A 24814-nucleotide genomic window follows, 5' to 3' on the forward strand; every position below is an offset into this window, starting at 1 on the left:
CGTTTCCCCCTAATTTCCATCGTGTTGAGCGATCCTGAGGACAGGTCCTAGAACTCGATGCCTTCCTGGGGTTTCACGCCAGACCGGAACGGGTGTTTTATCTGGGTCATGTCGGTCACGAGATCGGCGATATCGATCAGTTCGTCCTTGGCATTGCGCCCGGTGATGACGACATGGACATCCTCCGGTTTTTCGTTCTTCAGGAAGTCGACGACCTCGTTGATGTCAAGATAATCGTAGCGCAGCACGATGTTGAGCTCGTCGCACAGGATCAGGCGATACTCACCGGAAGTGATCATCTCCTTGGCGGCTTGCCAGGCTTCGTTCGCCGCATCGATGTCCCGCTGACGGTCCTGAGTTTCCCATGTGAAGCCCTCACCCATCCGCTTGATCGTGACAAGATCGGAGAAGCGTTCCAGGGCCATGCGCTCGCCGGTCTCTATCCGCCCCTTCACGAATTGCACCACGCCCACCTTGTGGCCGTGACCGAGTGAGCGGAACACCATTCCGAAACCGGCTGTCGATTTGCCCTTGCCCTTGCCGGTGTGGACGATCAGCAAGCCCTTTTCGAGGGTCTTGGTCGCCATGATCTTGTCACGCGCGGCTTTTTTCTTGCGCATCTTTTCCGCATGGCGGGCATTGAGTTCTTCTTCGGTCTGTTCCGGCTTGTCCTTGTCGGCGGTCACGATGCGTCCGTCCCTTCCAGTCTTGTTTTCAAATCATTTAGTGCAGCATGGGTCGAATTGCGCCGCGGCGTCCAGAGGCCGCGTTCGATTGCTTCCAGAAACCGGTCCAGCATTTCATTGAGCCCGGCCGGATTGGCGTCCTTGAGGAAGTCCAGGACTGTTTCGTTGTCCAGATAGGCATCATAAAGCTGGTCAAAATGGTGATCGCCAACGGCCCGGGTCGTTGCGGCAAAGGCAAAGAGATAGTCGAGCGTGGCAACCATCTCGAAAGCCCCCTTGTAGCCATGCCGCATGACACCCGCGATCCACTTCGGATTTGCCGCCCGTCCACGCACGACCCGGCCGATTTCCTCAGCCAAGGTGCGCACCACAGGGCTTTCCGGCCGCGAATGGTCGTTGTGATAGACCGATGGCGCGTCGCCTTTCAGCGCTTCCACCGTGGCCGCCAACCCGCCTTCGAACTGGTAGTAATCATCACTGTCGAGGAGGTCGTGCTCGCGGTTGTCCTGATTGTGCAGGACGGCGTCGACGGTTTTCAGCCTGGTTTCAAGATCGTGTCTGGCAACAGCGCCTTCCGCTCCGCCTCCATAGGCGTATCCGCCCCAGGTGAGGAAGGCATCGGCAAAGTCTGCGCGTTCTTCCCAGAGCTTCTCATCGATCAATGCCTGAAGGCCTGCACCATAGGCACCCGGTTTTGAACCAAAGACGCGGAACCCTGCTCTGCGCTCGGCTTCGGCCTTGTCCAGCCCCTCGGCCCGAAGCCTCATGCTTTCCGACCGCATCCGCGCAGCAATCGGGTTGGCTTCGTCCGGCTCCTCCAGCGCACCGATCGCACGGGCAGCGCTGTCAAAAAGGTCCATCTGGTGGGGAAAGGCGTCACGGAAGAACCCGGAAACCCGCAAGGTAACGTCGATACGCGGACGCCCAAGTTCAGCCAGTTTCAGGATTTCGAACCCGGTGACCCGACCGGATCCCTGTTCCCAGACCGGCCGCGTACCAATCAGAGCAAGTGCCTGGGCAATGTCGTCGCCGCCGGTTCGCATGTTGGCTGTGCCCCAGCACGTCAACACGAGTGATTGCGGCCATTCGCCTTCTTCCTGGAAAAACCGTTCGGCAACGAGTGACGCGGATTGCCAGCCGAGCCGCCATGCGGTCTCGGTTGGAACGGCACGCACATCGACAGAATAGAAATTCCGGCCGGTGGGCAGCACATCCGGACGCCCACGCGACGGGGCTCCGGATGGTCCAGGGGCTACGAAGCCGCCTGTAAGCGAGGTCAGCACCGCCGACGTTTCAGCATCGCCGGAGCCAGTTACAGCCGGACGCAGGACCGCGTTCAGATCGCCCATAACGGCAGGCGTCGAAAGCCAGCTTTCAGGCACTTCACGGCTCCCTGCAACGAACTCCCGAGCAAGCCTCTCAATCCGCTCGACCGTATCGCCTTGTGAGCGCCAGGGAGCCTCAAGGACATTTGCCAGGACGTCTGGCCGACCTTGCTGCCAGGGGGCAGCGAAATCGCAATCCAGAGGATCGAAGCCATCGAAATGAAGGTCCGCTGCGATGGCCCGTTGCAGGCTCTGTTGCTCTGGCTTTCTGCCACGCGGCACCCTTGCGAGCGCAACCAGCAGGTCGGTCAAAAGATCGCCAACCGGGCTTTCCCCGAGAATATGCAGCCCATCCCGGATCTGCAGTTCCTTGAGATCACACAGATGGGCGTCCAGGCGCGCAAGACGGGTTTCCTCGTCCATCGCGTCGGTGATGCCGATATCCTTGTCCAGACCATGTCGTGCGGCGGCGTCCAGAATGTCGCGCGTCAACGCCTTCAGACGGCGCGGATCGACACCGCTTGCCAGGTAATATTCATCCAGCAAGGTCTCCAGCTCTTCCGCAACGCCATGGCTCTCTGCGCGCGTCAGGGGCGGCGTCAGGTGATCGATGATGACAGCCGACGTGCGCCGTTTGGCTTGGGCACCCTCGCCCGGGTCGTTGACGATGAACGGATAGATGTTCGGAACCGGCCCCAGAACGGCTTCCGGGAAACAGCTTTCGGCCAGCGCCAAGGCCTTGCCGGGCAGCCATTCCAGATTGCCATGTTTGCCGAGGTGGATGACGGCATCGACCGCGAATTGCTCGCGCAGCCAGATGTAGAAGGCAAAATAGTGATGCGGCGGCACAAGCGCCGGGTCGTGATAGGTCTCCTTCGGATCGATATTGTAGCCACGCGCGGGCTGAATACCGACCACCTGATTGCCGAACCGGTGCAGCGCCAGCCGAAAGTGGCCACCTGTTACGTGGGGATCGTCTGAAGGGGCGCCCCAGCGCTCAACAACGGCCGAACGCACGGCGTCAGGCAATCTGTTGAACGAACGCTCGTAGTCTTCAAGTGACAGCGCCTGATAGTCTGCCTTGCCGGACCGGCCCTCCAGCGCATTGGTTACGCCGGACGTCAGGATATCCATCAGATCGGCTGATGTTTGCGGCCCGTCTCCCGTGTCGTATCCGGCAGCGGTCATGGTCTTCAGCAGGCGTACGCAAGACGCCGGTGTGTCAAGCCCGACGCCGTTGGCAAGACGCCCGTCCCGGTTCGGATAGTTTGCAAGAATAAGCGCGGATTTCCTGGCCTCTGCCGGTTTCCGTCCGAGTTTGGCCCAGGCGGCTGCCAGTTCTGCTGTGAACCTGATCCGGTCAGGCACAGGCGTAAAGGCAACCGGTGTCGATTGCGTGGTCTCGTCAAAGACACCTTCTTCCTTGAACGAAACCGCCCGCGTCAGGATACGGCCATCGATTTCCGGCAACACGACATGCATGGCAAGGTCGCGGATCGACAGGCCCTGATCGCTTTCTTGCCAGCCCTCTTTCGAGGATGATGAGAAGACGACCTGCAGCACAGGTTTGCCCGGTCGGTCCAGCGGTGTCGGCTGATGGGCAGCACCGGCTTTGGAGACAGCAAAGGCCGTGCCGTTCAAGACAACGTCGGGTGGTGCCGCGTCGAACAGGCCTTGCAGGATGGCGACGGATTCCGCTTCCTTCAGGCTGGAAACGTAGATCGGCAGCGCATTGACGCCTGCCTTGTCGAGTGCATTGATGAGGGCGTCCAGAGGCGCGGTCTGGGCGCCTTGAACCAGGGCACGATAAAAGGTGATTGCGGCCACCGGTCTGGCAGGGTCACGCCAGGATGCCTTCAATTGTGCAATGTCGGGTGCTGCTTTCCCGGCAAGATAAATTCCGGCACGAGGAAGGGGCACCGGATGCGCCGGTTCTTCGCCCTTTCCAATCAGATAGGCTGCGTATCTCAGGGCGTTGGCGTAATTTTCCGTTCCGCCTTCGACACAGTACCGCCAGAAACGGTGCACTTCGGCCGATGTTCTGGTGGACCGCGACGTCAGGTCTTCGTCCCACTTGTCGTCACCCGGAACGACAATCAGATCGATACCGTTCGCACGGACTTCCTCTTCGAACCTCTCCAGGCCGTAGCGCCAGTATTCCACTCCGCCCAGAATCCGCAAAACAATCAACCGGGACCCACGAACCGTCTGTTCCGCATAAAGATCAACCGAGTAGGGATGCGACAGGGCCATCAGGTTGGCGAGCCGTAGCTCTGCCCGGCCCGCCCCGAGACGACCTTGCGCCGCGGCAAAGCTGCCCAGTTCGGTGTCCGCAGCGGACAGGAACAGAATGTCGGCCGGAGACTGGCCGAGATCGACCGCGTCTCCACCGTCATCGATCCGGCGTGTCTGACTGGCAAGAATGTGCATGCTTGGTCTTTATTTCCGGCTTGTTTTCAGCGTGTCAGGCAGCAGCCGTCAATTCACCCAGCAGACCACGCACCGCAGCCAGATCCAGACCTTTCAGACCAATCACGACAAGCTTGCCGCTTCTTTCGGCTCCAGCGGCGAACCAGGTTTCGACCCGTGGACCAACGGCCTGCACCATTGCCGGCGCCGCCTTGCCCTCGATCTTAACGGAACCCTTGATGCGCAGAACACCTTTTTGCGTCATGGCTTCAAGAACCTTTGTCTCGGCCTCTTTCAGGCTCACGAAGGACGAGACGTCCAGCACGTGGCTTTCAAAATCATCGTGATGGTGATGATCGTGGTGATGGTGGTCATCATCGTGGTCGTGGTCGTGGTCATCGTCGTGATCATGATGGTCATCATGGTGGTGATGATGTTCGTGACGGTCCGTCATGTCGTCCTCGGCAGCAGAGCCCCTACCGAGCAGAACTTCAATCGGGAGCGTGCCGTTTTCGGATGCCACCACGTGAACGGCTGGACGGACATCGGCGGCGATCTTCTCGTGCACCTGTTTCAGGGCGTCTTCCGAAACGAGATCGGCCTTGTTCAGCACAACAAGATCGGCGCACCGCAGCTGGTCATGGAAGAGTTCTTCGACCGGACTGTCGTGATCCAGGGCTTCGTCAGCAGCACGCTGTGCAGCAAGCGCATCCTCATCAAGTGCGATCCGGCCTTCGGCGAGTGCGGCAGCGTCAAGCACGGTCACAACCCCATCGACCGTTACTTTCGGTTTCACGCTCGGCCAGGAAAAGGCCCGCACAAGCGGCTGCGGCAGCGCAAGACCGGAAGTTTCGATGACAATGTGCTCCGGCGGATTGTCCCGCGCGAGCAGCATTTCCATGGTCGGGAGAAAATCGTCGGCAACGGTGCAGCAGATGCAGCCATTGGTCAGCTCAACCACTTCCTCTGCGGCGCAATCAGGGTCCGCGCATCCGTTTACCAGAGAGCCGTCGAATCCCATGTCACCGAATTCGTTGACGATCAACGCGATCCGTTTGCCATTGGCGTTGGTAAGCAAGTTGCGGATCAGCGTGGTTTTGCCGGCGCCCAGAAACCCAGTGACAATGGTTGCCGGTATTTTCGCGCCGGGCTGCAAGGAAGAAGTGGTCATAGTTTGATATCCGGTTGTGAATTGGGTTTCAAAAGCAGCGGCAGCCCCGCAGCGACAAAGACGACCTGGTGGCACTCCTGTGCCATATCCTGGTTCAAACGCCCTTGCGCATCGCGAAACGACCTCGACAGTCTGTTCTCCGGCACAATTCCCATGCCGACTTCGTTGGAAACAAAGACGCAAGGGCCGCTCAGATCCCTCAGAACGGAGGACAGTCGCGCAGTTTCAGCCGAAACGTCCTTGTCAGCGAACATTAGATTGGAAAGCCAGAGCGTGAGGCAATCGACCAGAACCACGCGGTCTGCTCCGCATTCGCCTTGAAGAACGGAAACCAGATCGAGCTGTTCTTCCACGGTGTGCCAGGACGGGCCGCGCTGATCTTTATGGGCGGCGATGCGACTGGCCATTTCATCGTCGTGGGCAGCGCCAGTTGCGACATAGATTTTCCGCAGACCGGTTTCATGGGCGAGCTTTTCCGCCAACCGGCTTTTGCCGGAGCGGGCACCGCCGAGGACCAGTGTCGTCCTCTCGCCAGTTGAATGCGTCATTCCTTCTCCCAGCCGTCCGCCCGACAGCGCCATAGGGTTGCCAATGCGACGGCCGGTCTCCTGGCTTGCGGCTCAGCGCGGTCTGTACCCCTTCCCGGCCCCATAAGGACGCCAGTGGTTTTCGTACAGCCACTCACCGCTCACAGTTGCGGGGGCAGCTCCGGACCTGGACTTGAAAAAGTCCGCACCGGATTCCCGTTTCATCCGGATCGGGCATTGCCTGTTCCGGAACCGTCGGTTTCTTCCTAAACGGATCTTGAGGCCGACACAAGCAGCAGAAAGACTCGGTCACTTGCCCCGGTGATCCGGCATATCCACCCACGCCTACGCCATCTTGAGTCAAAGTCCGGCGATAGCACTGCTCAATTGCCTCGCAAGGGCGCTATCAAACAGCGCGGAACGTAGGGTTTTCCAAGCTCCACAGTCGGTCTAGCGTTCTGAAATATATCGAGTTTTCCACATAGCCTTCAAAAAAATGACGGCGCGATGAAAAAAACACCCTCGGGGGCTTGGCAAACGGATGAAGCCTTTGATATACGCATCTCCATCGACGGGGCGGCAACGCGCTGGCCCCGAGCGTGGTGATCCCCAGTAGCTCAGTTGGTAGAGCAAGCGACTGTTAATCGCTGGGTCGCTGGTTCGAGTCCGGCCTGGGGAGCCATCACCACCTCTTCTTTTTTCCCAAAACGTCCGCTTCAAATTGGTTGGAAACTACGAGTTTCTCCCGTTCGCGATTGCATGCCGCAAGGTTTTCTTGCGCCTTGCAACCAACAGGTCACATCGCCGCGGACCGAAAAAGTTAGCCGCGTTCCGGGGCAGAACATCTCCCTATCGTCACGTCGACATTCATCCGTTGATCCCTGACGGCTCTCGCGTGATTGCGCGCAGGAGACGATGACGAGAGTCCCTTTCTTGATAAAATCCACGACGTCTCGTATCGTGAAATAACGTTAAGTTACTTGCGTTGGTTTCTGGGCAATTTCATCGCCAGAAATGCACCTGCAGATCTCAAAAGCCGGACACCTCTAATGATCGGCGATACAGAGCGATCCATTCCAGCAGTCACAGCAGCTCCCGGTTATGCGGAGTTTCTCGAAAGCTACTGTGACAAGGAGCAGCCCTTGCTCATCAAGGGATTGGCTAAAAGCTGGCCAGCGCGAGAAAAATGGATTTCCAAAGGACTGCGGTCGGACCTGCATAGCCTGCCATCCGTTCGCGACAGAGGCGTCTTTTTCGTAAGCCGGTCACCTGTTCTTGAGCAGGACATCGAGATGCCGGAGTTTTTGAAGGAGGTCCTCTCTTCTGACCAGATAATGAAAGATTCCGTCGCCTGGAGATTCTGGGTGAACAGCAGGAACAACCGAACGGAATTTCACTACGATACCAACGCAGAGAATGTCATCACCGTACAGGTTAAGGGGCGAAAGGAATGGGTGCTCGTATCGCCTGACACTCCGCTGCCCTGCTATCCGTTCACCAATTTTTCCCTTCTGAAAGACGAAGAAAAACTTCTGAAAAACAAACAGTTTTACAAATTCGACCTGGAGGAAGGCGATCTTCTTTACCTCCCGCCGCTTTGGTACCACCGCGTGGTTGCCAAGGAAGACGAGAACATCAACATCAACTGGACGTTCACGAAGCGCGAAACCTCGGTCGTTTCGAAGGAATTCAAGCGAGATATGGAGCGCTGCGGATTGCTGCATTCCTTCAAGAACAGCGATTCCGCGCTGGTTCGGCGCAGCTATGACACCGCCATTCGCGCCCTTCCCAATGTCGGCGGGATTGGCTGGGGTCTGAAATCGTTCATTTCATCGCCCTATAGACCGAGCCGCGCTGCTCTGGTTTGCCGATTTTTCAAGGAACTGCTGCAAATACCGAACACACTACTGACGCTTCCAAATGTTCGATCAACGCTGAAAAAGGTCGACAAGACGTAAGCGACGAGACTCCAAGACTTCCCAATCCCCCCTCGAATACCAGGCAGACAGCTTTTCGCCGTCATACTTTCCTGGTTAAGCTCTTGCCTGTTGCTGTCCTGCAATCCAAACGCTCTCAACGCCAAAATTTTTGCCGAACTGCACAAAATCGGCCGGAAAGCCTTCTTCGAAGCGGCCGAGAGGGCGACCAAGCACATCAGCGGGATCGCTGGTGGCCATCGCCAGCGCCGTTTCAAGCGGAAGCTGGAGCGTTTCCCTCAGAAACTTCAGGGACGCGGGAAGATCGATGTCGGCGCCGGCCAGAGTGCCGTCTTCCAGGGTCAAAGTGCCATTCCGGCGAAAGATTTCGCGCCCACCCAGGAAGAAGGATGTGACATCGGTGCCGGTCTGCGACATTGCGTCGGTCACGATAAATATCCTGCCCGGACCCGTCTTGGACTTGAATGCAATCCGCATTGCGACCGGATCGACATGGACACCATCAGCAATGATGCCCACGTTGAGCGCGCCAAGATCGAGCGCAGCGCCGACAACGCCGGGTTCGCGGTGTTGCAACGGGCTCATGGCGTTGAAGAGATGGGTGACCATCGAAGCGCCTGCTTCCGCTGCTGACTTGCACTGACGATAGGTCGCATTGCTGTGGCCGAGGCTGACGTGAATTCCCGCGTCGGCCAATTCCCGCATCTGCTCGGGCGGCACCGTTTCCGGTGCCACAGTCATGATCAGGCTCGGCAGTTCCCGCGCCGCGCGCAGGTAGAGAGACATGTCTTCCCGGGTCAAAGGCCGGATAAGTTCCGGGTCATGCGCCCCCTTGCGCCCGGCAAAGAGGTGTGGCCCTTCCAGATGCAATCCGTGAAACCCCTTCACGCCTCTCGCCCAGGCAGCAATTCCAAGATCAACGACTTTCCGCGTTGTCTCAGGAGTGTCAGTAATCAGGGTCGGCATCAGGGCCGTCGTTCCAAGGTTCACGTGGGCAGCGCAGATACGTTCGATATCATCGACCGTTTCGGCATCTCCCAGCATCAAGCCGCCGCCGCCGTTGACCTGAAGATCGATCAACCCCGGGGTGAGAAGACCGTCTCCGAGGTCCTTAGACGCCATACCAGCCGGCACTTGCTCAGCGGGACACAGACCCGCCACCTTGCCATCCTCGACAAGCAGGGCTGTATTCGCATGGATTTTCTCTCCATCGAAAACCCGGCTGCACAGATAGGCGGTTCTGGAGGTCATACCGTCTGGGTGACTTTCTTCAGGTGCTTTGGAACATCCGGATTGAAACCTCGGTGCCGCGCGAACCACTCGATGAAGGCATAAAAGGAGACGATCTGGACCAATGCATCGGTCAAGGGATGTCCCGTCGCCTGGAAGGCGAGCTTTTCTGCGCGGCTGACTTTATCCGTCGTTGCAAAGACACTGCCGCCCTGATCCACCATGCGATCCGCGGCCTGAGCAAGCCCCTCTTCAGCAGCATCGCGCACACCAAGGGCGAGGATCGGATATCCGTTTTCGACAATGGACACAGGACCGTGCATTACCTCGGCAGACGAATAAGCCTCGGCATGGATCTGGCAGGTTTCCTTGAACTTCAGCGCGGCTTCATTGGCTATGGCCAAACCCGGGCCGCGGCCAATGACATAGAGCGAGCCACGTTGTTCGATCGGCTTGGCGAGCGCCCGCCAGTCCTTGTCGATCGCTTTCTCGAAATGCTCCGGCAATGCTGCCAAAGCCTCAAGCAATTCCTTGTCGCCGCCGATTTCCGCAAGCAGCAGCAGTCCGGCCAATACGGAATTTACGAAGGTCTTGGTCGCGGCGACGCTGCGCTCAGGCCCCGCGCAGATGTCGATGGCAGCACTGGACAACCTTGCGAGTTCGCTGTCCGATGTGTTGGTAAAGCCAACAGTGAAAGCGCCCTCTTTCGTAGCATTTTCCACGACCGAGAGACTGTCCGGGCTTGCGCCGGATTGAGAGATTGCAATCACCAGCGCCTGGCCGAGCTTGACCTTTCCGCCATAGACCGAGGAAACGGACGGTCCCAGAGAGGCCATGGCAAGGCCGAGGTAGATTTCCGAGGCATACTTCAGAAACGTCGCGGCGTGGTCAGACGAACCGCGGGCAACACTTGCCAGAAACACGGGCGCGCCCGCCTTTTTTGCGATGTCGCGGATCAGCGGATGTCCATCAGCCAACAGACGACGGGCGGCTTCCGGAATTTCTTCAATTTCCCGGCGCATATGCGTCGGCGTGGCAAGGGTACTTGCTTCACTCATCAGGATCAGTCTTCCGAAATCTGAAGTTCGGCGATGAAGTCATAGGCATCGCCGCGGTAAACGGAACGGGTGAATTCGACGACGTTTCCGGATGCGAGATAGGACACACGCTCGATCTTGAGCCCTGCTGACCCCGCCGGCACACCGAGTATGTCAGCATCAATGGGCTCAAGGTTTCGCGCGGAGATGCGCTGAATGGCGCGCACCGGCTGCAAGCCTGCCGCCCTCAGGACGGCATAGAGGGATGTTGTCACACGTTCAGGATGGGGCAGAACAGTCTCGGACAGGGACGCGCGCTCAATTGCCATCGCGGTCCCGTCAGCCTTGCGAAGCCGGTCGACACGGGCAACACGCTGACCGGATGTAAGACCCAGCGTGAACATTTCCTCTGGTGATGCCGGAAACAACCCACGGCGCAGCCATTCGCTGCTAGCGGAAAGCCCCCTGCGTGCCATGTCTTCGGAAAAGGAGGTCAGACTGGAAAGACGCTGTTCGACCTTGTGGACCTTGGGCGCCACGAACGATCCGCTGCCACGTTTCTGGACAACGACCTGATCCTCGACCAGACCAGCAACCGCCTTGCGCACCGTTACGCGGGAAAGGTCCGTGATGGACGCAATTTCGCGCTCGGACGGAAGCGGTTCATTCTCCCTCAGCACGCCGTCGTCAATTGCCTGCTGAATGCGACGCCGCAGCTGCAAGTATCGTGGACCGCTGGAGTTCGCCAGCCAGTCACCATTTTCCAGCAGGGAAATGAAGTCTGTCATTAAACAAGGCGCCTTGGAGATGAAAATAATACCTTTCCGATACCAATTTAAACTCTATCGAAACCCAAAATCAAGTGTTAAAACAATTTGCGTACCTGCGTCACCGCAATCGGAGTCCCCCCGGACACGCCGTCCGTAGGCGGGGTTGGCCGAGAGACCTAATTCCAAGACATGAAACCCGGCGTATCTCCGAGCTCCTGCCCCATGAATTTGCCCACCACAGAAGACCGTGACCCGCTTTCCATTGGCCTGTCCAAAAGGTCCGATGAAGACGTTCTGTCCCTTTTGCTGCAACGTCAGAAAGATGCTTTGAAAGCCACAGAAGCAGCCATCCCGCACATCGCAAAGGCGGCCGAAGCGTTGCAGGCCGTAACGGTGTCGGGCGGAAAGATCGGGTACGCAGGCGCCGGCAGCGCCGGCTTGACGGCGCTGGCAGATTGTCTGGAACTGCCCGGCACTTTCGGCTTCCCTGTGGAACGCATGCGGATGCTCTATGCTGGCGGCGCCACAAACCTGCTCCATCTTGCCGGCACTTACGAAGATGATGAAGAAGCGGGATTTGCGGACTTCCAAACATCCGGCCTCGGCGAAGGAGACATTCTCATCGCTGTTTCCGCCAGCGGATCAACGCCTTATACGCTCGGAACGCTCAGAGGCGCACAGGCGGCTGGCACACGAACGGTTGGTCTGGCGAACAATCCCGACACCCCCCTGCTCCACCAGGCGGATTTCCCGATTTTCTTGAAAACGCCCCCGGAAATTATCGCCGGCTCAACACGCCTCGGCGCAGCAAGCGCGCAAAAAGCGGCGCTCAACATGATCTCGACGCTGGTTGCTCTGCGATTGGGGCACGCGGTTCGTGGCCACATGGTCAACCTCGTGGCCGACAACGAGAAACTGCGCCAGCGGGCCTATCGTATTCTCCAGGATCTCACGGGCTGCACGCCCGAGGCTGCCGCTGAAAAGCTTCAGCAGGCCGGGGGGCGGGTCAAGATCGCGGTGCTTATGATACGGGAAGGTCTCGATCTGGTAGACGCTGAAAAGTCCCTTGCTGAGCATGACGGAAACCTGCGCCCCTTCCTCTAAGGCCCTTGGTCCGCAGGCAACGCCCTCGTCGGCATCGTCCCTCGACATACGAGGCCATGCAGCCCCCTTTGCCGCAACGCAGCATTACCCGTCGCTTTTGACAGGTTTAAAAAGTCCAATTCGTTTTAAAAACGATGCCAATTTCCTTTTTAAGTTTACTATCCATGTTATTGGTTGCATATTGGTATTATAACTGGTCGTTAACAAATATTACCCAGAGGCGTTTGAGCAGGCGATGACCACCTGTTTTGATATTGGAGGCTCCTTCATACGACATGGAGAACTCCAAGTGGATGGAACTGTAGCGGAAAAAGGCCGGGTAGCGACGCCTGGAAACGACTGGCAGGCCTTTGTCGATGCCATCGCGACCTGCTCTGGACCTGAAGGCTCCCCCATCTCGATTTCACTAGCCGGTGCCTTCGATGCACGCAGCGGTATCGCAGATGTGGCCAATATCCCTTGCCTTCACAAGCGACGAGTTCAATCGGATCTGGAGACTGCCCTCAACCGCCCCGTTGCCATTACAAATGATGCCAACGCCTTTGCCCTTGCCGAGGCCGTTGACGGTACCGGACGCGGCAAACCTGTCGTTTTCGGGATTATTCTGGGATCCGGGGTCGGCGGCGGTCTTGTCGTCAATGGCACTCTCGTCACCGGCTATGGCGGTATTGCGGGCGAATGGGGACATGGCCCCATCATGGACCCGACCGCTGGCGGGCAATTGAAGGGCATTGAGCATTATCCCTGCGGCTGCGGCCAGACTGGGTGCATCGACGCGATTTGCTCGGCGCGCGGAATGGAAAAGATCCATCGGTCGCTGCATGGAATTTATCAACCGAGCAAGGACATTACCGCCGCCTGGCATTCTGGTGAGGCAGCTGCCACGCAAACGCTGGAAGCGTTCACGACACTGCTCTCTCGCGCACTCTCTGCCTTTGTCAACACGCTCGGACCGGATGTCATTCCGGTAAGCGGAGGTCTTTCCAACGATCTTGTCCTTCTGGACGTGATCGACAGGAAGACGCGGGACCTCGTGCTTGCAGACTACAGCGAACCGCTGGTCATCAAAGGCGCGTTTGCCGCCAATGGCGGCCTGCACGGGGCTGGAATCGTTGCCCGGACGCTTTTCAAGCAGGCGCTGCGGTGACCAGGCTTTCCCTCGAGGTATGTGTAGACACTCTCGAAGGCGCCTGGACGGCAGCCGAAAACGGAGCCGATCGCATCGAACTTTGCGCAGCCCTTTCCGAAGGCGGCCTGACTCCATCCCACGGTTTCATGGTGGCGGCCGCCAAGCTCCCCGTCCCCGTCTATGCAATGATACGTCCCAGATCCGGAGACTTTCTGTATTCGGATTTGGAAAAGACCGTGATGCTGCGTGACGTGGAAGCAGCCGAACAGGCCGGGCTGGCCGGTATCGTTATCGGGGCAGTCGACAACCGGCGTCATCTCGATCGCGACTTCCTGACCGTGGCCCTGAAGGGCACCGGACTACCGGCGACGCTGCATCGCGCCGTAGACACTGTTCAAGATTACCTGAGAGCCATCGAAGATGCGATCGAACTCGGCTTCGAGCGGGTACTGACGTCTGGTCAGGCCCCCAAAGCGGAAGAGGGGATTCTCCTGCTTGAACAGGCTGTCAGGCTCGCAGACGACCGAATTTCGGTCATGGCCGGATCAGGCATCACCGCCGCCAATGCCAATCGCATCCTCGAGACGTCCGGACTGAGGGAACTGCATGCCTCCTGTTCTTCAGTGAAGCGTTCGCAGCAGCCGCAGGACCTGGAAACCCGCCTGGGCTTCGTTGCCGAGGCAGGCAGCAAGGATACCGATGGAAACGCAGTCCAGGCCCTTCGCAAAGCCATGGATCAATTTACGGAGACCGCAGTATGAAGACCGGCTATGTCGGATTGGGTGCGAGAATTGCCAATGTCAGCAACTGCCTGCAGGAGGTTTCTGGAGATCTTGAGCCCTGCGCCTACGTCGACCCGACACCGGCCGGCCTCAAGCATGTCGAAGCGAAGTGCGGCCACAGCCTGACTGCCTATACGGATCTCGCCAGGATGATCCAAAGGGAGAAGCTCGATCTTCTGATGATCGGGTCGCCCAACTTCATGCATCTGGATCACCTCAGAACCGCGTTGGAGACTGATGTCCGCTACATCTTCTGCGAAAAGCCCATTGTCGTCAGCGAGGAGGAAACGTTCGAGCTTCTTTCCCTGATGAAGAAGCATGGCGGATCGAAGCGTGTCCTTGTCGGTTTGGTCCTGCGCTATTCGCCGCTCTACACCGAGCTTCAGAAGAGCCTGAAATCCGGACAGATCGGCAAGGTGGTCTCCATCGAGGCCTCAGAGCATATCGGCCCCTACCATGGCTCATTCTTCATGCGCGACTGGCGCCGCTACGACAAAAACTCCGGCGGCTTCATGCTGGAAAAATGTTGCCACGACCTCGACCTTTATCAGGGTGTCACCGGCTGCCGTCCGCGTTTCGTGTCCAGCTTCGGCGGACGCAAAAGCTTCGTTCCCGAAAACCGGCCGGATCAGGACCACACTTTCCCGACACCCAAGATCGAAGGCAGGGTTGACCCCTTCACCCCTCGCTGGGGCGGGGGCAATGCCGACTTCGACAGCGACGGCGACATCATCGACTATCAGACGGCGCTGATCGAATATCAGGACGGCGCAAACCTTTGCTTTCACACCAACATGTATGTGCCGGACGAGTTCCGCCGATTTGCGGTCATGGGCACTAAGGGCATGGCGGAAGGCGACTTCATCCGCAACTACTATCGCGTTCATGACGCCCTCACCTCTGCCTGTCTGGTCGACAAACCCAAGGTCGTCGATGCAAGCAGGCACGGCCATTACGGCGCGGATGAAGCCATGGCGCGAGACCTCGTCGATTATTTCAAGAATGGCGGAAATCTGCCGGTTGGGGTTCTGGATGCACTGGAAGCCGGTCTGACGGCAATCAAACTGGATGAAGCGCGCCGGACGCGTAGCGTCATAGATCTCACCGACACCTGGCAGCAGTTCGACAGCTACGGCGTGGCATAGGGGGCACAATGACGCGATCATCGAGAAAGAACGACGCCTTCCCGCTTCTTCTGCTGGTGTCGGCCTCGCTCTTGATGCTGGCCATCGTTGCCTACCCGTTGTTCGGAACGTTCCGACTCTCTGTCACCAACACAAACTTGAGCCCCGACCTGCTCTCACTGGTAGCAGCGGACAAGCACATCTGACAAACGCCGCCCTAGGCGAGAAAACACAACGGCCACCCCGAAGGGTGGCCGTTTCTGTTGTGGCAAGAGGCGGGCAAGCCGTCGGGAGGATCAGACGACTTGCCCACGCGCGGCGACAGCTTCAATGCGAGTCACCACGCCGTCTCGGTGAAACACCAACCGGTCGAACAGGTTGGAAACGACGCACGTATGGTTCGGAATGATCCGGACCCGTTCGCCGATTTGCGGTTTGCTGCCGGAGTTCGTCAGATCCACAACCGCATGTTCCTCGCTGAGCGACGCAATGGACGCCTCAGGATAGTCAATCAGCAAACCGTGGTCGGAAAAGCCCAGCAGGTCCGACGTCAAGGCCTTGGAACCGGCATCCAGGACCGCGCGATTTTCGGTGGGCCGCGAGACAACGGTGGCCAGAACATGCATGGCGCAATCATCAAGGTCGCACATGCCGGCACGCACCATGGCGCGGTCGTTGAAAATGTAGGTACCGGCTCGGTGTTCCGTCGCGCTCGGGACCTGATCACTGTCGAACAAACTCGGCGAACCTGCATGCGACACAACAGGACATTCAAGACCGGCCTGTTTCAGGAGCGCCAGCGTTTCCGAAAAAAAGGCCTCTACTGCCGCTTCAGATGATGGTTTCGGATAGGTCAGAAGACCGTAAAACACCAGCCCGGGCAATTCATCGATCCGCTTTGCAAGGTCGGCTGCAGCAGCCGGGCTTTGGACGCCGTTTCGTCCGCCACCGGTGTCGCATTCAACCAGAACCTTTAACGGCTGACCTCCCGAAAACACCCCTGAAAGGCCATCAACAACGACATCACTATCAGCAACGACCTGTAAATTCACTTTGGCGTTCAGCAGTTTGAGCCTGTCGAGCCGTGATTTGCCGAGCATGTTGAATGTGATCAAAATGTCGGTGAAACCAGCTTCCGCGAAGGTTTCCGCTTCGCTTAATTTCTGACAATTGATGCCGCATGCGCCATGGGCGAGCTGCATTGCCGCCAGTGCCGGGATCTTGTGGGTCTTGATGTGAGGCCGGAATTTGCGGCCAATCCGGTCGAAATACTCCTGCGCGACCTTGATGTTTGTTTCCATAACCGTTTCGTCGATTACGGCAACCGGGGTCAGAAGGTCCTGGATGGATAACCCGACGCTCATCTTTCAGTCTCCATTACGTCCGGCGCGGCCTGCACTGGTCCCGGTTGCCAGGCTGCTCGCCGGAACAGTTTCGTTGATAGGCCAGATGTCCCGCGGCGCTTTCCTGTAGGGCGTAACCCGGGGGTCGTTGGGATAGGGACGTCCGGCCGCACAATAAAGGATCAGCGGACTGATGCGAGCAAAAGACTGATGGAAATGGTTTGTCGATTTTACCACGAGGATTTTTCGTTTGGCCGGATCAATGCCGAAGTTCGAAAACAGGCTGGTGTCGAAGCACTGGGCACGTGTCGAATTCAGGATCACCTCGATACCGCCGACCCGGATCAGACTCGCATCCCCGATGGGAACGACACTTTGGCCAAAGGCTTGTTCGGCGTTTCGAATATTGCGGACAACTTCGACTTCGGCATCTATGGGATCACCTGTTTCCGGCGCAGATTTTGCGCCGAACCGAAGCATCATCCGTGCCCCCTCGCCCGCCGCATGGCAAAGCTGGACGGCTATTGGATCCCAGATTGAACCAAAGGCAATGCTCTCCAGCTTTCTGGCCATGGCTTCCGCCAGAAGCACTGTAGCGTCGCCCGCCGTTCCTCCGCCGGGATTGTCCCACATATCCGCTATGGTGACCGGGCCGCCATCATATTCCAATGCCGTTGAATAGGCGTCGGACGGTGTCAGTTCGGGGCTGCGCACCTTGCCGCGCAGTTTGAAAAGAGCCTCGCCCAGGTCGTGCGCTGTCTTTTGCCCCAACTCCGGCGCGTTGTTTGTCACCGCCAGCAATCTGGTTCCCATTTCGGAAACGTCTCCTGCCATGAAACCATGGACGACCGAGACAGACAAAAGGCCCGGCGTTTCCTTTTCCAGCTGGATCATGTCATCGACGAAGCTTCGCATGGGCTCGGACGTGGTCGGAAAAACATCGATCATCTTTGGGTCATAGACGCTCATGACCGGCTTGACCTCGCCGGCAACCGCCTGACCGGCAATCCGCCAGGCGTCTTCAGCCCTGTCCACAAAATCGATGTGCGGAAACTGCTTGAAGGCGATAAGGGCATCAGCCGCCGCAACACGCTTTGCTGTCAGATGACTGTGCGGGTCGAATGTCGCGATGACCGGAACGCTCGGGCCGACGATGGATCGAACTCGGCTGAGAAAATCCCCTTCCGGATCGTCATAGCCGTCTGCCACCATCGCACCGTGCAAACCGATCACAACGACGTCGAACGGTCCGGCAGCGGCAAGCTGCTCCAGGATTTCGTCGCGCAAACCCTCGAAGGTCTGCCTGGACACGAGTCCAGCGGGGTCCGCCCAGGCGGCAGTCCCTTCAACCAGTTCCCAACCGTTTTCCCGGGCAAACCGGCGGCCGACCGTGACGACCGCCGAACACAATGTCGGGGTTTCGGGATGCTCTCCCGGCCTCGCCAGCAACGAGGCCTTGAACGCGTTGATATCGATCCGGATTGGCGAGAACGTGTTGGTTTCCGTTGCCAGAACAGCGGTGAAGGCGCGTGGTTGGGTCATGATTAAGAGACGGCTCCAAGGGGATTAGGCAGATATCCGGCAAACCCGCAAATCTTCCAGCGCCCCTCTTTTCGGACACAGAAATAAAGCGTTTGCCACAATAGGCGATCCTCACCGCCATCGGCCTTTCTGATCCGGCCGTCGAACTTCTTGCGGGCGATTGCACGCGCGCCAGTTATCTCAATGTCATTCAAGCGGGTCGCCTCGAAGATCGCAGCGCGGGCATCTTCGGCAAACTCTGTTTTGGAAAACTCATTGGCCTGGCGCAGCCATTCGTTTCTGTAGGTTTCCAGGTCAGGAAAACCGAGACGCCAGTTGTCGGGATTGTCTTCCCTTCGGCCGTCGATACCGAAGAACGCAGGCTCGTCGAAATCGCTGGAAACCTTCGACCAGTCCGCCGAAACAAAGGCATCGATATCACGCGAGACGAGCATCTCCCAGATCGCTGTCCGATCTTCGTCTTCGCCCGCGAAGGGATTTGTCTGACTGGTGGGAAGCGCCTGCATACCGGAAACCATTTTCATTTTGACGGTTGATTTTTAAAAAATATACGGGTGAAATAAAACCAATGTCAAACCACTATGTAAATCGTTTTCATTTTGGAGCTTAAAATGTCGATCAAACGTTACGGTGCTGAAAAATCTGGTGCCGGCGGCCAGAACCTGCCCTTCGCAAGAGCCGTCGAAGCTGATGGATGGCTTTATGTTTCCGGACAGGTGCCAATGAAGGATGGCGAGATCGTCGGCACAGGAATTGTCGAACAGACCCACCTGACCATAAAGAACGTCATCGCGATCTTGGAAGAAGCCGGCTACGGGCTTGAGCACATTGTGCGTGTTGGTGTCTGGCTTGATGACCCGCGTGACTTCTGGTCGTTCAATGGCGTCTACAAGACCTATTTCGGCGAGCATCCGCCAGCACGCGCCTGCGTGCAGTCAACCATGATGGTCGACTGCAAAGTCGAAATCGACTGCGTCGCCTACAAGAAACCGGCCTGATCCCATGCGGGATCTCCTGTCCGTTCTGCAGCAGATCGAGCCAGACCTTTCCAAATCGGAACGGATCCTGGCGGCCTTGTTGCGCAGCGATGCCGAATTCATCGTCAACGCCGGCATTACGGATGTTGCAGAACGCGCAGGTGTCTCGCCGCCGACGGTTACCCGCTTTTGCCGCCGCCTCGGCTGCGAAAGCTACACGGCCTTCAAGGTTCAGGTCGCACAGGTCACCTTCGCCGGAACCAGGTACCTGACCGCAAACGCAGCGTCCGACGCACCTTCGGACATCGCCGACAGCCTTCTGGCGCAGTTCCAGGATGCTGTGGCCCGTACGCGCGAAGCGCTCGACATGGAGAGCGTTCTCGCCGCGGCGGATGCCATCTCGACGGCCAAGCTGCTGGCGGCCTTCGGTGCAGGCGGTACGTCCTCCATGATTTCAGATGAAATCCAGAACCGTTTCTTTCGCCTTGGCCTACGCACGGTCAGCGTCACGGATCATGCCATGCAGTTGATGCAGGCCGCCACCATGCGCACCGGTGACGTCATCGTCGCGTCATCCGTTTCCGGCCGAAACCTTCAGATGGTTCGCGCCCTGGAAGCTGCGAAAACCTATGGAGCCGTCGTGATCGCCCTCACCCGGCCCGCCCGTCCAGTTGCGGACCATGCAGATATCACGATCGCCATTGATCTGCCGGAAGGCGAAAACATCCTGCGGCCGAGCACCAGTCGCTATGCCTTTCTGTTTGTAACGGACCTTCTGGCATCGCTCGTCGCAATGCGGCGGGGGGATGAGGCGCGGGAGAACCTCAGACGAGTCAAATACCAGCTTAGCAACACGCGCGATCTTGACGACAAGGAAGCACTCGGTGACTGATCAAACAACGAAGCCTGTTGCGGTGGTGACAGGCGCTGCCGGTGACATCGGCATGGCGATTGCAACCCAATTGTCAGAAACACACGTGATTGCCGCCGTCGACATCGACAGGACGGCCCTTGAAGGCGCGGTAGAAGAACTTGAGAACCATGGTGCACGGGTTGCCGCAATCCAATGCGATCTGACCCAGCCGGCCGATCTTTTCCGGCTCTCCCTAGAAGCTTCAAGGCTGGGTGAGGTCGCTACGCTCATCAACAATGCTGGGGCGGCAGCTGCCCTGTCATTGCATCAGATGACCGCAGAAACCTTGTCGAGGGATCTCGCGCTGAACCTGGAAGCCGCGCTCAATTGCTTCAAGACGTTTGAAAAGTCCTTGATTGCCTGCGGTTCCGGCAACGTAATCAATATCGCATCTGTCAACGGACTGTCCGTTTTAGGTCACCCTTCCTACAGCGCAGCCAAGGCCGGATTGATCCAGGCGACAAGGTCCATTGCTGTCGAGTATGGCAAGTATGGCATCCGGGCCAATGCCATCGCGCCTGGAACCGTTAAAACCCAAGCCTGGAAGGCCCGTCAGGAAGCCAATCCGCAGGTTTTTGCAGAAGCCCTCGCCTGGTATCCGTTCAAATCACTCCCGGAGCCAGACGACATTGCCGCAGCCGTTTCCTTTCTGGTCAGTCCAGCGGCCCGTTGCATCACCGGTGTCTGCCTGCCAGTCGACAGCGGACTGACCGCCGGGTCGCCCTCCCTGGCGCGAACCTTCACTCAATCTGCCGACTTCGACTGAATTCAGATCATGACCAGGTTTGTGCTCGATTGTTTCTATCGCCCGGCAGAGGACCTTGCAGATTCGCGACAGGAATTTGCGCTGACCAATACCGGCTCCAAGCCCCTGAAGGCCTTTACCCTGGCTTATACGGCGCTCAATCGGGCATCAGCTGATGCAAAACTCGAAAACGCCAAAAGCTTCAGCCGGGTCGCAAGCTTTCATGAAATCACGCCGGAGTCCGGCACAACAATTGGGCCCGGTGAAACCTGGTCTTTCGCGATAACCGGTCTCGCGAATGTAGCAAGGCACCGCCTCGATGGTCCGAAGTCGGCCTACGTCAGTACTGAAGGCGGTGTCATCGAGGTCATGTGCAATGACCTGGAAGCACCAGAAGAACTGGAAAGCGGAGAACGGCGCTGCATACCGAACGGAGAGCTCTGCGAACCTCTTCATATAGTTCCCTGGCCTCAGAAGGTCGCCGTTCCAGAGTATGCCGACAACAAGACAAGCTTTCTTGTTGATCATGGCTCTGCTGAAGAAAAGGCATCTGCCGCAAAGATCAACGCGCTCGCCGCAAGACTCTTTCCAGACTCACCCCACCCATTCCGGTTTGCGCCATCGCATCACCAGATCGGAATTGAATTCCGGCAAGACACCAGCCTTGCAGATGGCGGTTACCGACTGGAATTTGCCAATTCAAAGACAACTTTGAGCTACAGCGGAACTGCAGGCCGTGATTATGGCCTGACGACACTTGCCCAGATCGCCTACGGCAGCTTTCGGGCCCCCGAGACGTTCAAGTTTCCGGCGCAGGGAACGATTGAGGACGCTCCCCGATTTTCATGGCGCGGTACCCATCTGGACGTTTCCCGTCACTTCCGGGGCCCCAAGGACATATTGCGGCTGCTCGACATTCTGGCCTGGGGCCGGATGAACGTTTTCCAATGGCACCTAACCGACGATGAAGGCTGGCGGCTTGAAATCAAGGCCTATCCAGAGTTGACCATTAGCGGCGCGCGGCGCGGGCCAGGCTGCCAGCAGGTTCCACAGCTTGGCTTTGCAGCCGAAGTCTATGAAGGCGCCTACACGCAAGACGAGGTGCGCGAAATCGTTGCCCATGCGACCAGCCTCAACATCGACATTCTTCCCGAGATCGATGTTCCCGGACACTCGACTGCCGTCTTGAAAACCTACCCGCACTTTGCCGATCAGGCGGAAGCACCGGAGAGTTATCACTCTGTTCAGGGGTTTCCGAACAATGCCCTTAACCCCGCAATGGATGAAACCTACGCGTTGCTGGAAAAGGTTTTTGCAGAAGTCGCAAGCCTTTTCCCTTTCGAGTTCATTCATATCGGCGGCGATGAAGTGGACGTCAAATCGTGGCTAGACTCTCCCAAGACCCAACGCCTCATGGAGGAAAAGGGATTTGCGGATACGTTGGAAGTGCAAGCCTATTTTATGGGCCTCGTGCGTGACATGCTGAAAAAGCTCAACCGAAAGCTTGCGGGTTGGGATGAGGTTTCTCATGGCGGAGGCATTGATCCGGACGGTGTCCTGCTGATGGCCTGGCAAAAGCAGGAAGTCACCAAAGACCTGATAGACCAGGGCTATGACGTTGTTTGCACTCCGGGCCAGAGTTATTACATGGACATGGCTCAGGCTTCAGGTTGGCAGGAACCGGGCGCGGGCTGGGCCGGCGTTTCGACACCGGAAGACTGCTACACCTATGAGGCATCCGCTGGTCTCAGCGCCGGGAGCGAAAACCGCCTCAAGGGTGTTCAGGCCTGCATCTGGTGCGAGCATATGACCAACAACACCATATTCAACCACATGGTCTTTCCCAGGCTTTACGCGGTCGCCGAAGCGGGCTGGACCGAGCCTGCCAACAAGGCATGGCGAAGATTTGCGGCGCAGGCCCCTTTCTTCCCCCAGTTATGAGAGCGTGGCGAAGTAAAAAGATAAAAATCGCAGTTGGCGGTATTCACACCGGCTGCAGCACTCATTCACCGGCTCTCCAGACTTCCGCTGAGTTCAAGGTTGCCCGTGGGGCGAATCTGCTTAGCAAGGCCGGTATCGATGGTGAGCAATTTGCGGTCGTCACCTTTTGTCCGTCCGTTACCTGTGAAGCTGGTTGGAACAGGCAGTGAAACAATTCGCGACCGGGACGTTCTGACAGAGGTCGCAGACAACAAGATCGTCCTGACAAAACACAGGCTCACGCTCTAATATTTTGACAATTTTCGACGTTTCGAAATCGAGCTGTCGACCGTCAGTTGCCTGATCGTCAAGTCTGGGTATCTTTCGCCAGAATTGGACCCCATCGCCAATCCCGCCCGCACAGCTCTCACGGATGGGCGGTCAATCAGGACATCGAAAGGCACGAAAACAGGCACCGACCGGATCCAAGCTATCTGAATTAGCGGTCCTTCGAATGGCCTCCGGTTTCCAGGCTGGCACGCCGGACAAAGTTTGTCCCCGATGCGGTTGTAAGTGCTAATTGACCAGCTATCGTATACGTAAGGTAAAAACGCAAGCACTGCTCCTCAAACTCTATCGATGAGCTAGGGATCGCTCTGTTTTTATTCAAAGATAAAGCATTCGCAAAATTTTATTCATATTAATTTCAACATCGAATTTAAGTTGCAACACTCGCACAGAAATACATTTCTCAAATCTATCATAGCCTTAGGTGGGACCTTAAGCCTGAAAGCGACCCGTCACTCACGATTATTGTTATTTTTACCAAGGTTGAATGTGAATGGCCGGTCAGTATCAATTTGTGACGTGACCAAATTCAAGCCTTGGGACCGAATCCCACAGGCTGATAAACGGGCAGACAAACGGTCCGAAAAACATAAAGGAATTGGTCCCAAGGGACATATGCACTCACCCCATCGACCGTGCCGATCCCGAAAAGCTCCATCTGGCCTAGCCCGGTGGAGCTTTTGTTTTTAGGTCTGGTTTACCAGGCTGATAAACTCTTGGGGAATACCGACTTCAGAAAACGGTCAAATCAAGCTCGAAGCAGTTCCCGTCATGCGTTTAAAATCATCAAAAACCTTCGACAAAGATGCAACAGTCAAGATTCTTACTCTACGTACATTGTCAGTTATGACGATGCCCAAACGTTCACAAACCAGTGATTGGCCTTGAACTTCAGGGGTCAAACCATACTTATTACCGAAATGTAACTGAAAATGCCCGAATTTGTGATCTTTGTTACACGCATTTGGGAAACTGTGGTGCGATAATGGCAAAATCGTGACCGCACGAATGGGGCGCAAAAGCGCGGAAGACCAAAAAGTCCTTTCAAGGACCACCGTTCAAAGACCCCACGCGCGGTAAATCAAGTTGTATTAGCCTTGGGAGGCGTACATGCAACGGAATACCAGAGCAGGAACTCTTGCGCTTGGCCTTTTCCTCGCTTTTGCGGGAAGCGCTGCAGCGGCCCCATTGCCTCAGGAAACGATTACGTTACCTGAGGATCGCCTTGCGGTCACAGTTGCGTCAGCTTCAAAGGATCAGGCCGATCCGCTGGAAAGTGAGCTCACCATTTGGGTGGGCGAAATCGAATTGGAAGGTCGGAAAACGATCTGGGTAGAACTGATCGATTCCTTCGGCGAAGTGATCTACGACAGTGAGGTGAACACCAACGAAACCCATCTGCTTCCAGATGGCAGAGCCGTTGTTGTTCGCGCCATGGATCAGGATACCGTCGTCGCCAGCAAGGACGAATCCAGATTGGTCAATGAAGGCACTCTCACGGTCACACGGCGTGTGGTCAATGAAGGTGCGGAGGCGGCCACGATCGAACTGATTGAAACCGGTCAGGAACCCACGCAAAAACGCGGCACCATGCTGCAGGTCGCAGATTTTGGTGACTTCGTCTGGCAGAAGGTTGTTGCCTTCTTCGACGCAGCCAGAACACGCGTGCAAGTCGCCTGGAACTGGATTGTCGACACAATCCAGGCCTGATGCGCAAACTGGTCAGAAATGGTTTGCCGACATAGACTATTACCCCTGCCCGGTCTTTGCCGGGCAGGATCGGTTTGCGTTTAGG

General features: G+C 57.3%; 22 protein-coding genes, 1 tRNA gene and 1 riboswitch. Of the genes, 13 read left to right on the plus strand and 10 right to left on the minus strand.

What is annotated here, in order from left to right; all coding sequences use genetic code 11:
• Nucleotides 1-47: 47 nt before the first annotated feature.
• The 4 genes from cobO to cobU are packed head-to-tail and all read right to left on the minus strand — an operon-like array spanning nucleotide 48 to nucleotide 6139.
• Nucleotides 48-686, minus strand: a complete 639-nt coding sequence (cobO, locus tag AC2A6O_RS00350; protein WP_148587008.1) for a cob(I)yrinic acid a,c-diamide adenosyltransferase — start codon at nucleotides 684-686, stop codon at nucleotides 48-50.
• Nucleotides 683-4441 carry a cobaltochelatase subunit CobN gene (cobN, locus tag AC2A6O_RS00355; RefSeq protein WP_498925303.1) on the minus strand — a complete coding sequence of 1253 codons (3759 nt, stop codon included), beginning with the start codon at nucleotides 4439-4441 and terminating at the stop codon, nucleotides 683-685. Before cobN ends, cobO begins: the two co-directional genes overlap by 4 nt.
• A gap of 34 nt (nucleotides 4442-4475) precedes the next feature.
• Complete coding sequence (gene cobW / locus AC2A6O_RS00360) at nucleotides 4476-5591, minus strand: cobalamin biosynthesis protein CobW (protein ID WP_498925304.1); 1116 nt, start codon at nucleotides 5589-5591, stop codon at nucleotides 4476-4478.
• Entirely contained in the window at nucleotides 5588-6139 is a 552-nt protein-coding gene (cobU, locus tag AC2A6O_RS00365; RefSeq protein WP_498925305.1) for a bifunctional adenosylcobinamide kinase/adenosylcobinamide-phosphate guanylyltransferase, read from the minus strand. Before cobU ends, cobW begins: the two co-directional genes overlap by 4 nt.
• A gap of 33 nt (nucleotides 6140-6172) precedes the next feature.
• Nucleotides 6173-6390: riboswitch (cobalamin riboswitch) on the minus strand.
• 334 nt (nucleotides 6391-6724) lie between these two features.
• On the opposite strand from cobU, the gene AC2A6O_RS00370 reads away from it, so the two are divergent.
• Nucleotides 6725-6800: transfer RNA gene (locus tag AC2A6O_RS00370), tRNA-Asn, on the plus strand.
• Nucleotides 6801-7017: 217 nt separating this feature from the next.
• The gene (locus tag AC2A6O_RS00375) at nucleotides 7018-8076 is read left to right on the plus strand and encodes a cupin-like domain-containing protein (protein WP_498925306.1); all 1059 of its coding nucleotides are present in this window, start codon (nucleotides 7018-7020) and stop codon (nucleotides 8074-8076) included.
• Nucleotides 8077-8151: 75 nt separating this feature from the next.
• On the opposite strand, the gene nagA is transcribed toward AC2A6O_RS00375, so the two are convergent.
• Genes nagA through AC2A6O_RS00390 form a run of 3 tightly spaced genes read right to left on the minus strand, consistent with a single transcriptional unit; the run spans nucleotide 8152 to nucleotide 11110 of the window.
• Nucleotides 8152-9306, minus strand: a complete 1155-nt coding sequence (gene nagA / locus AC2A6O_RS00380) for an N-acetylglucosamine-6-phosphate deacetylase (RefSeq protein WP_498925307.1) — start codon at nucleotides 9304-9306, stop codon at nucleotides 8152-8154.
• A complete protein-coding gene (locus tag AC2A6O_RS00385; protein ID WP_498925308.1) occupies nucleotides 9303-10343 on the minus strand; it encodes an SIS domain-containing protein in 1041 nt (346 codons plus the stop codon). The genes nagA and AC2A6O_RS00385 overlap by 4 nt, the downstream gene beginning before the upstream one ends.
• A 5-nt stretch (nucleotides 10344-10348) precedes the next feature.
• On the minus strand, nucleotides 10349-11110 hold the full coding sequence (locus AC2A6O_RS00390) for a GntR family transcriptional regulator (RefSeq protein WP_498925309.1): 762 nt from the start codon (nucleotides 11108-11110) through the stop codon (nucleotides 10349-10351).
• Between the two features lie 204 nt (nucleotides 11111-11314).
• Between AC2A6O_RS00390 and AC2A6O_RS00395 the strand changes: the two genes are divergently transcribed.
• From AC2A6O_RS00395 to AC2A6O_RS00415, 5 genes are all read left to right on the plus strand, one after another.
• Nucleotides 11315-12196 (plus strand): N-acetylmuramic acid 6-phosphate etherase, encoded by an 882-nt coding sequence (locus AC2A6O_RS00395; RefSeq protein ID WP_498925310.1) that lies wholly within the window; start codon nucleotides 11315-11317, stop codon nucleotides 12194-12196.
• 235 nt (nucleotides 12197-12431) lie between these two features.
• Entirely contained in the window at nucleotides 12432-13343 is a 912-nt protein-coding gene (locus tag AC2A6O_RS00400) for an ROK family protein (RefSeq protein WP_498925311.1), read from the plus strand.
• Complete coding sequence (locus tag AC2A6O_RS00405) at nucleotides 13340-14086, plus strand: copper homeostasis protein CutC (RefSeq protein WP_498925312.1); 747 nt, start codon at nucleotides 13340-13342, stop codon at nucleotides 14084-14086. Before AC2A6O_RS00400 ends, AC2A6O_RS00405 begins: the two co-directional genes overlap by 4 nt.
• Nucleotides 14083-15252, plus strand: a complete 1170-nt coding sequence (locus AC2A6O_RS00410; RefSeq protein ID WP_498925313.1) for a Gfo/Idh/MocA family protein — start codon at nucleotides 14083-14085, stop codon at nucleotides 15250-15252. Before AC2A6O_RS00405 ends, AC2A6O_RS00410 begins: the two co-directional genes overlap by 4 nt.
• Nucleotides 15253-15260: 8 nt before the next feature.
• Nucleotides 15261-15437 carry a hypothetical protein gene (locus tag AC2A6O_RS00415; RefSeq protein ID WP_498925314.1) on the plus strand — a complete coding sequence of 59 codons (177 nt, stop codon included), beginning with the start codon at nucleotides 15261-15263 and terminating at the stop codon, nucleotides 15435-15437.
• A 90-nt stretch (nucleotides 15438-15527) separates the two neighbouring features.
• Here the strand turns inward: AC2A6O_RS00415 and AC2A6O_RS00420 are convergent, their stop codons facing one another.
• The 3 genes from AC2A6O_RS00420 to AC2A6O_RS00430 are packed head-to-tail and all read right to left on the minus strand — an operon-like array spanning nucleotide 15528 to nucleotide 18640.
• Nucleotides 15528-16595, minus strand: coding sequence for an alanine racemase (locus tag AC2A6O_RS00420; protein WP_498925315.1), 1068 nt, complete (start codon nucleotides 16593-16595; stop codon nucleotides 15528-15530).
• A 3-nt stretch (nucleotides 16596-16598) separates the two neighbouring features.
• Complete coding sequence (locus AC2A6O_RS00425; protein ID WP_498925316.1) at nucleotides 16599-18116, minus strand: M81 family metallopeptidase; 1518 nt, start codon at nucleotides 18114-18116, stop codon at nucleotides 16599-16601.
• A gap of 2 nt (nucleotides 18117-18118) precedes the next feature.
• Nucleotides 18119-18640, minus strand: coding sequence for a hypothetical protein (locus AC2A6O_RS00430; RefSeq protein ID WP_498925317.1), 522 nt, complete (start codon nucleotides 18638-18640; stop codon nucleotides 18119-18121).
• A gap of 87 nt (nucleotides 18641-18727) precedes the next feature.
• On the opposite strand from AC2A6O_RS00430, the gene AC2A6O_RS00435 reads away from it, so the two are divergent.
• The 6 genes from AC2A6O_RS00435 (at nucleotide 18728) to AC2A6O_RS00460 (ending at nucleotide 24729) form a co-directional block, all read left to right on the plus strand.
• Nucleotides 18728-19114: a RidA family protein gene (locus tag AC2A6O_RS00435; protein ID WP_148587023.1), complete on the plus strand. Its 387-nt coding sequence runs from the start codon at nucleotides 18728-18730 to the stop codon at nucleotides 19112-19114.
• A 4-nt stretch (nucleotides 19115-19118) separates the two neighbouring features.
• The gene (locus AC2A6O_RS00440; protein WP_498925318.1) at nucleotides 19119-19985 is read left to right on the plus strand and encodes a MurR/RpiR family transcriptional regulator; all 867 of its coding nucleotides are present in this window, start codon (nucleotides 19119-19121) and stop codon (nucleotides 19983-19985) included.
• Nucleotides 19978-20772: an SDR family oxidoreductase gene (locus AC2A6O_RS00445; RefSeq protein ID WP_498925319.1), complete on the plus strand. Its 795-nt coding sequence runs from the start codon at nucleotides 19978-19980 to the stop codon at nucleotides 20770-20772. Before AC2A6O_RS00440 ends, AC2A6O_RS00445 begins: the two co-directional genes overlap by 8 nt.
• A gap of 9 nt (nucleotides 20773-20781) precedes the next feature.
• Nucleotides 20782-22692, plus strand: a complete 1911-nt coding sequence (locus AC2A6O_RS00450; protein ID WP_498925320.1) for a beta-N-acetylhexosaminidase — start codon at nucleotides 20782-20784, stop codon at nucleotides 22690-22692.
• 342 nt (nucleotides 22693-23034) lie between these two features.
• Nucleotides 23035-23169, plus strand: coding sequence for a hypothetical protein (locus tag AC2A6O_RS00455; RefSeq protein ID WP_498925904.1), 135 nt, complete (start codon nucleotides 23035-23037; stop codon nucleotides 23167-23169).
• Between the two features lie 960 nt (nucleotides 23170-24129).
• Entirely contained in the window at nucleotides 24130-24729 is a 600-nt protein-coding gene (locus AC2A6O_RS00460) for a hypothetical protein (protein ID WP_209001321.1), read from the plus strand.
• The last annotated feature ends 85 nt before the right edge of the window (nucleotides 24730-24814 follow it).

The sequence above is a fragment of the Labrenzia sp. ATLA3 genome (genome assembly GCF_057180185.1).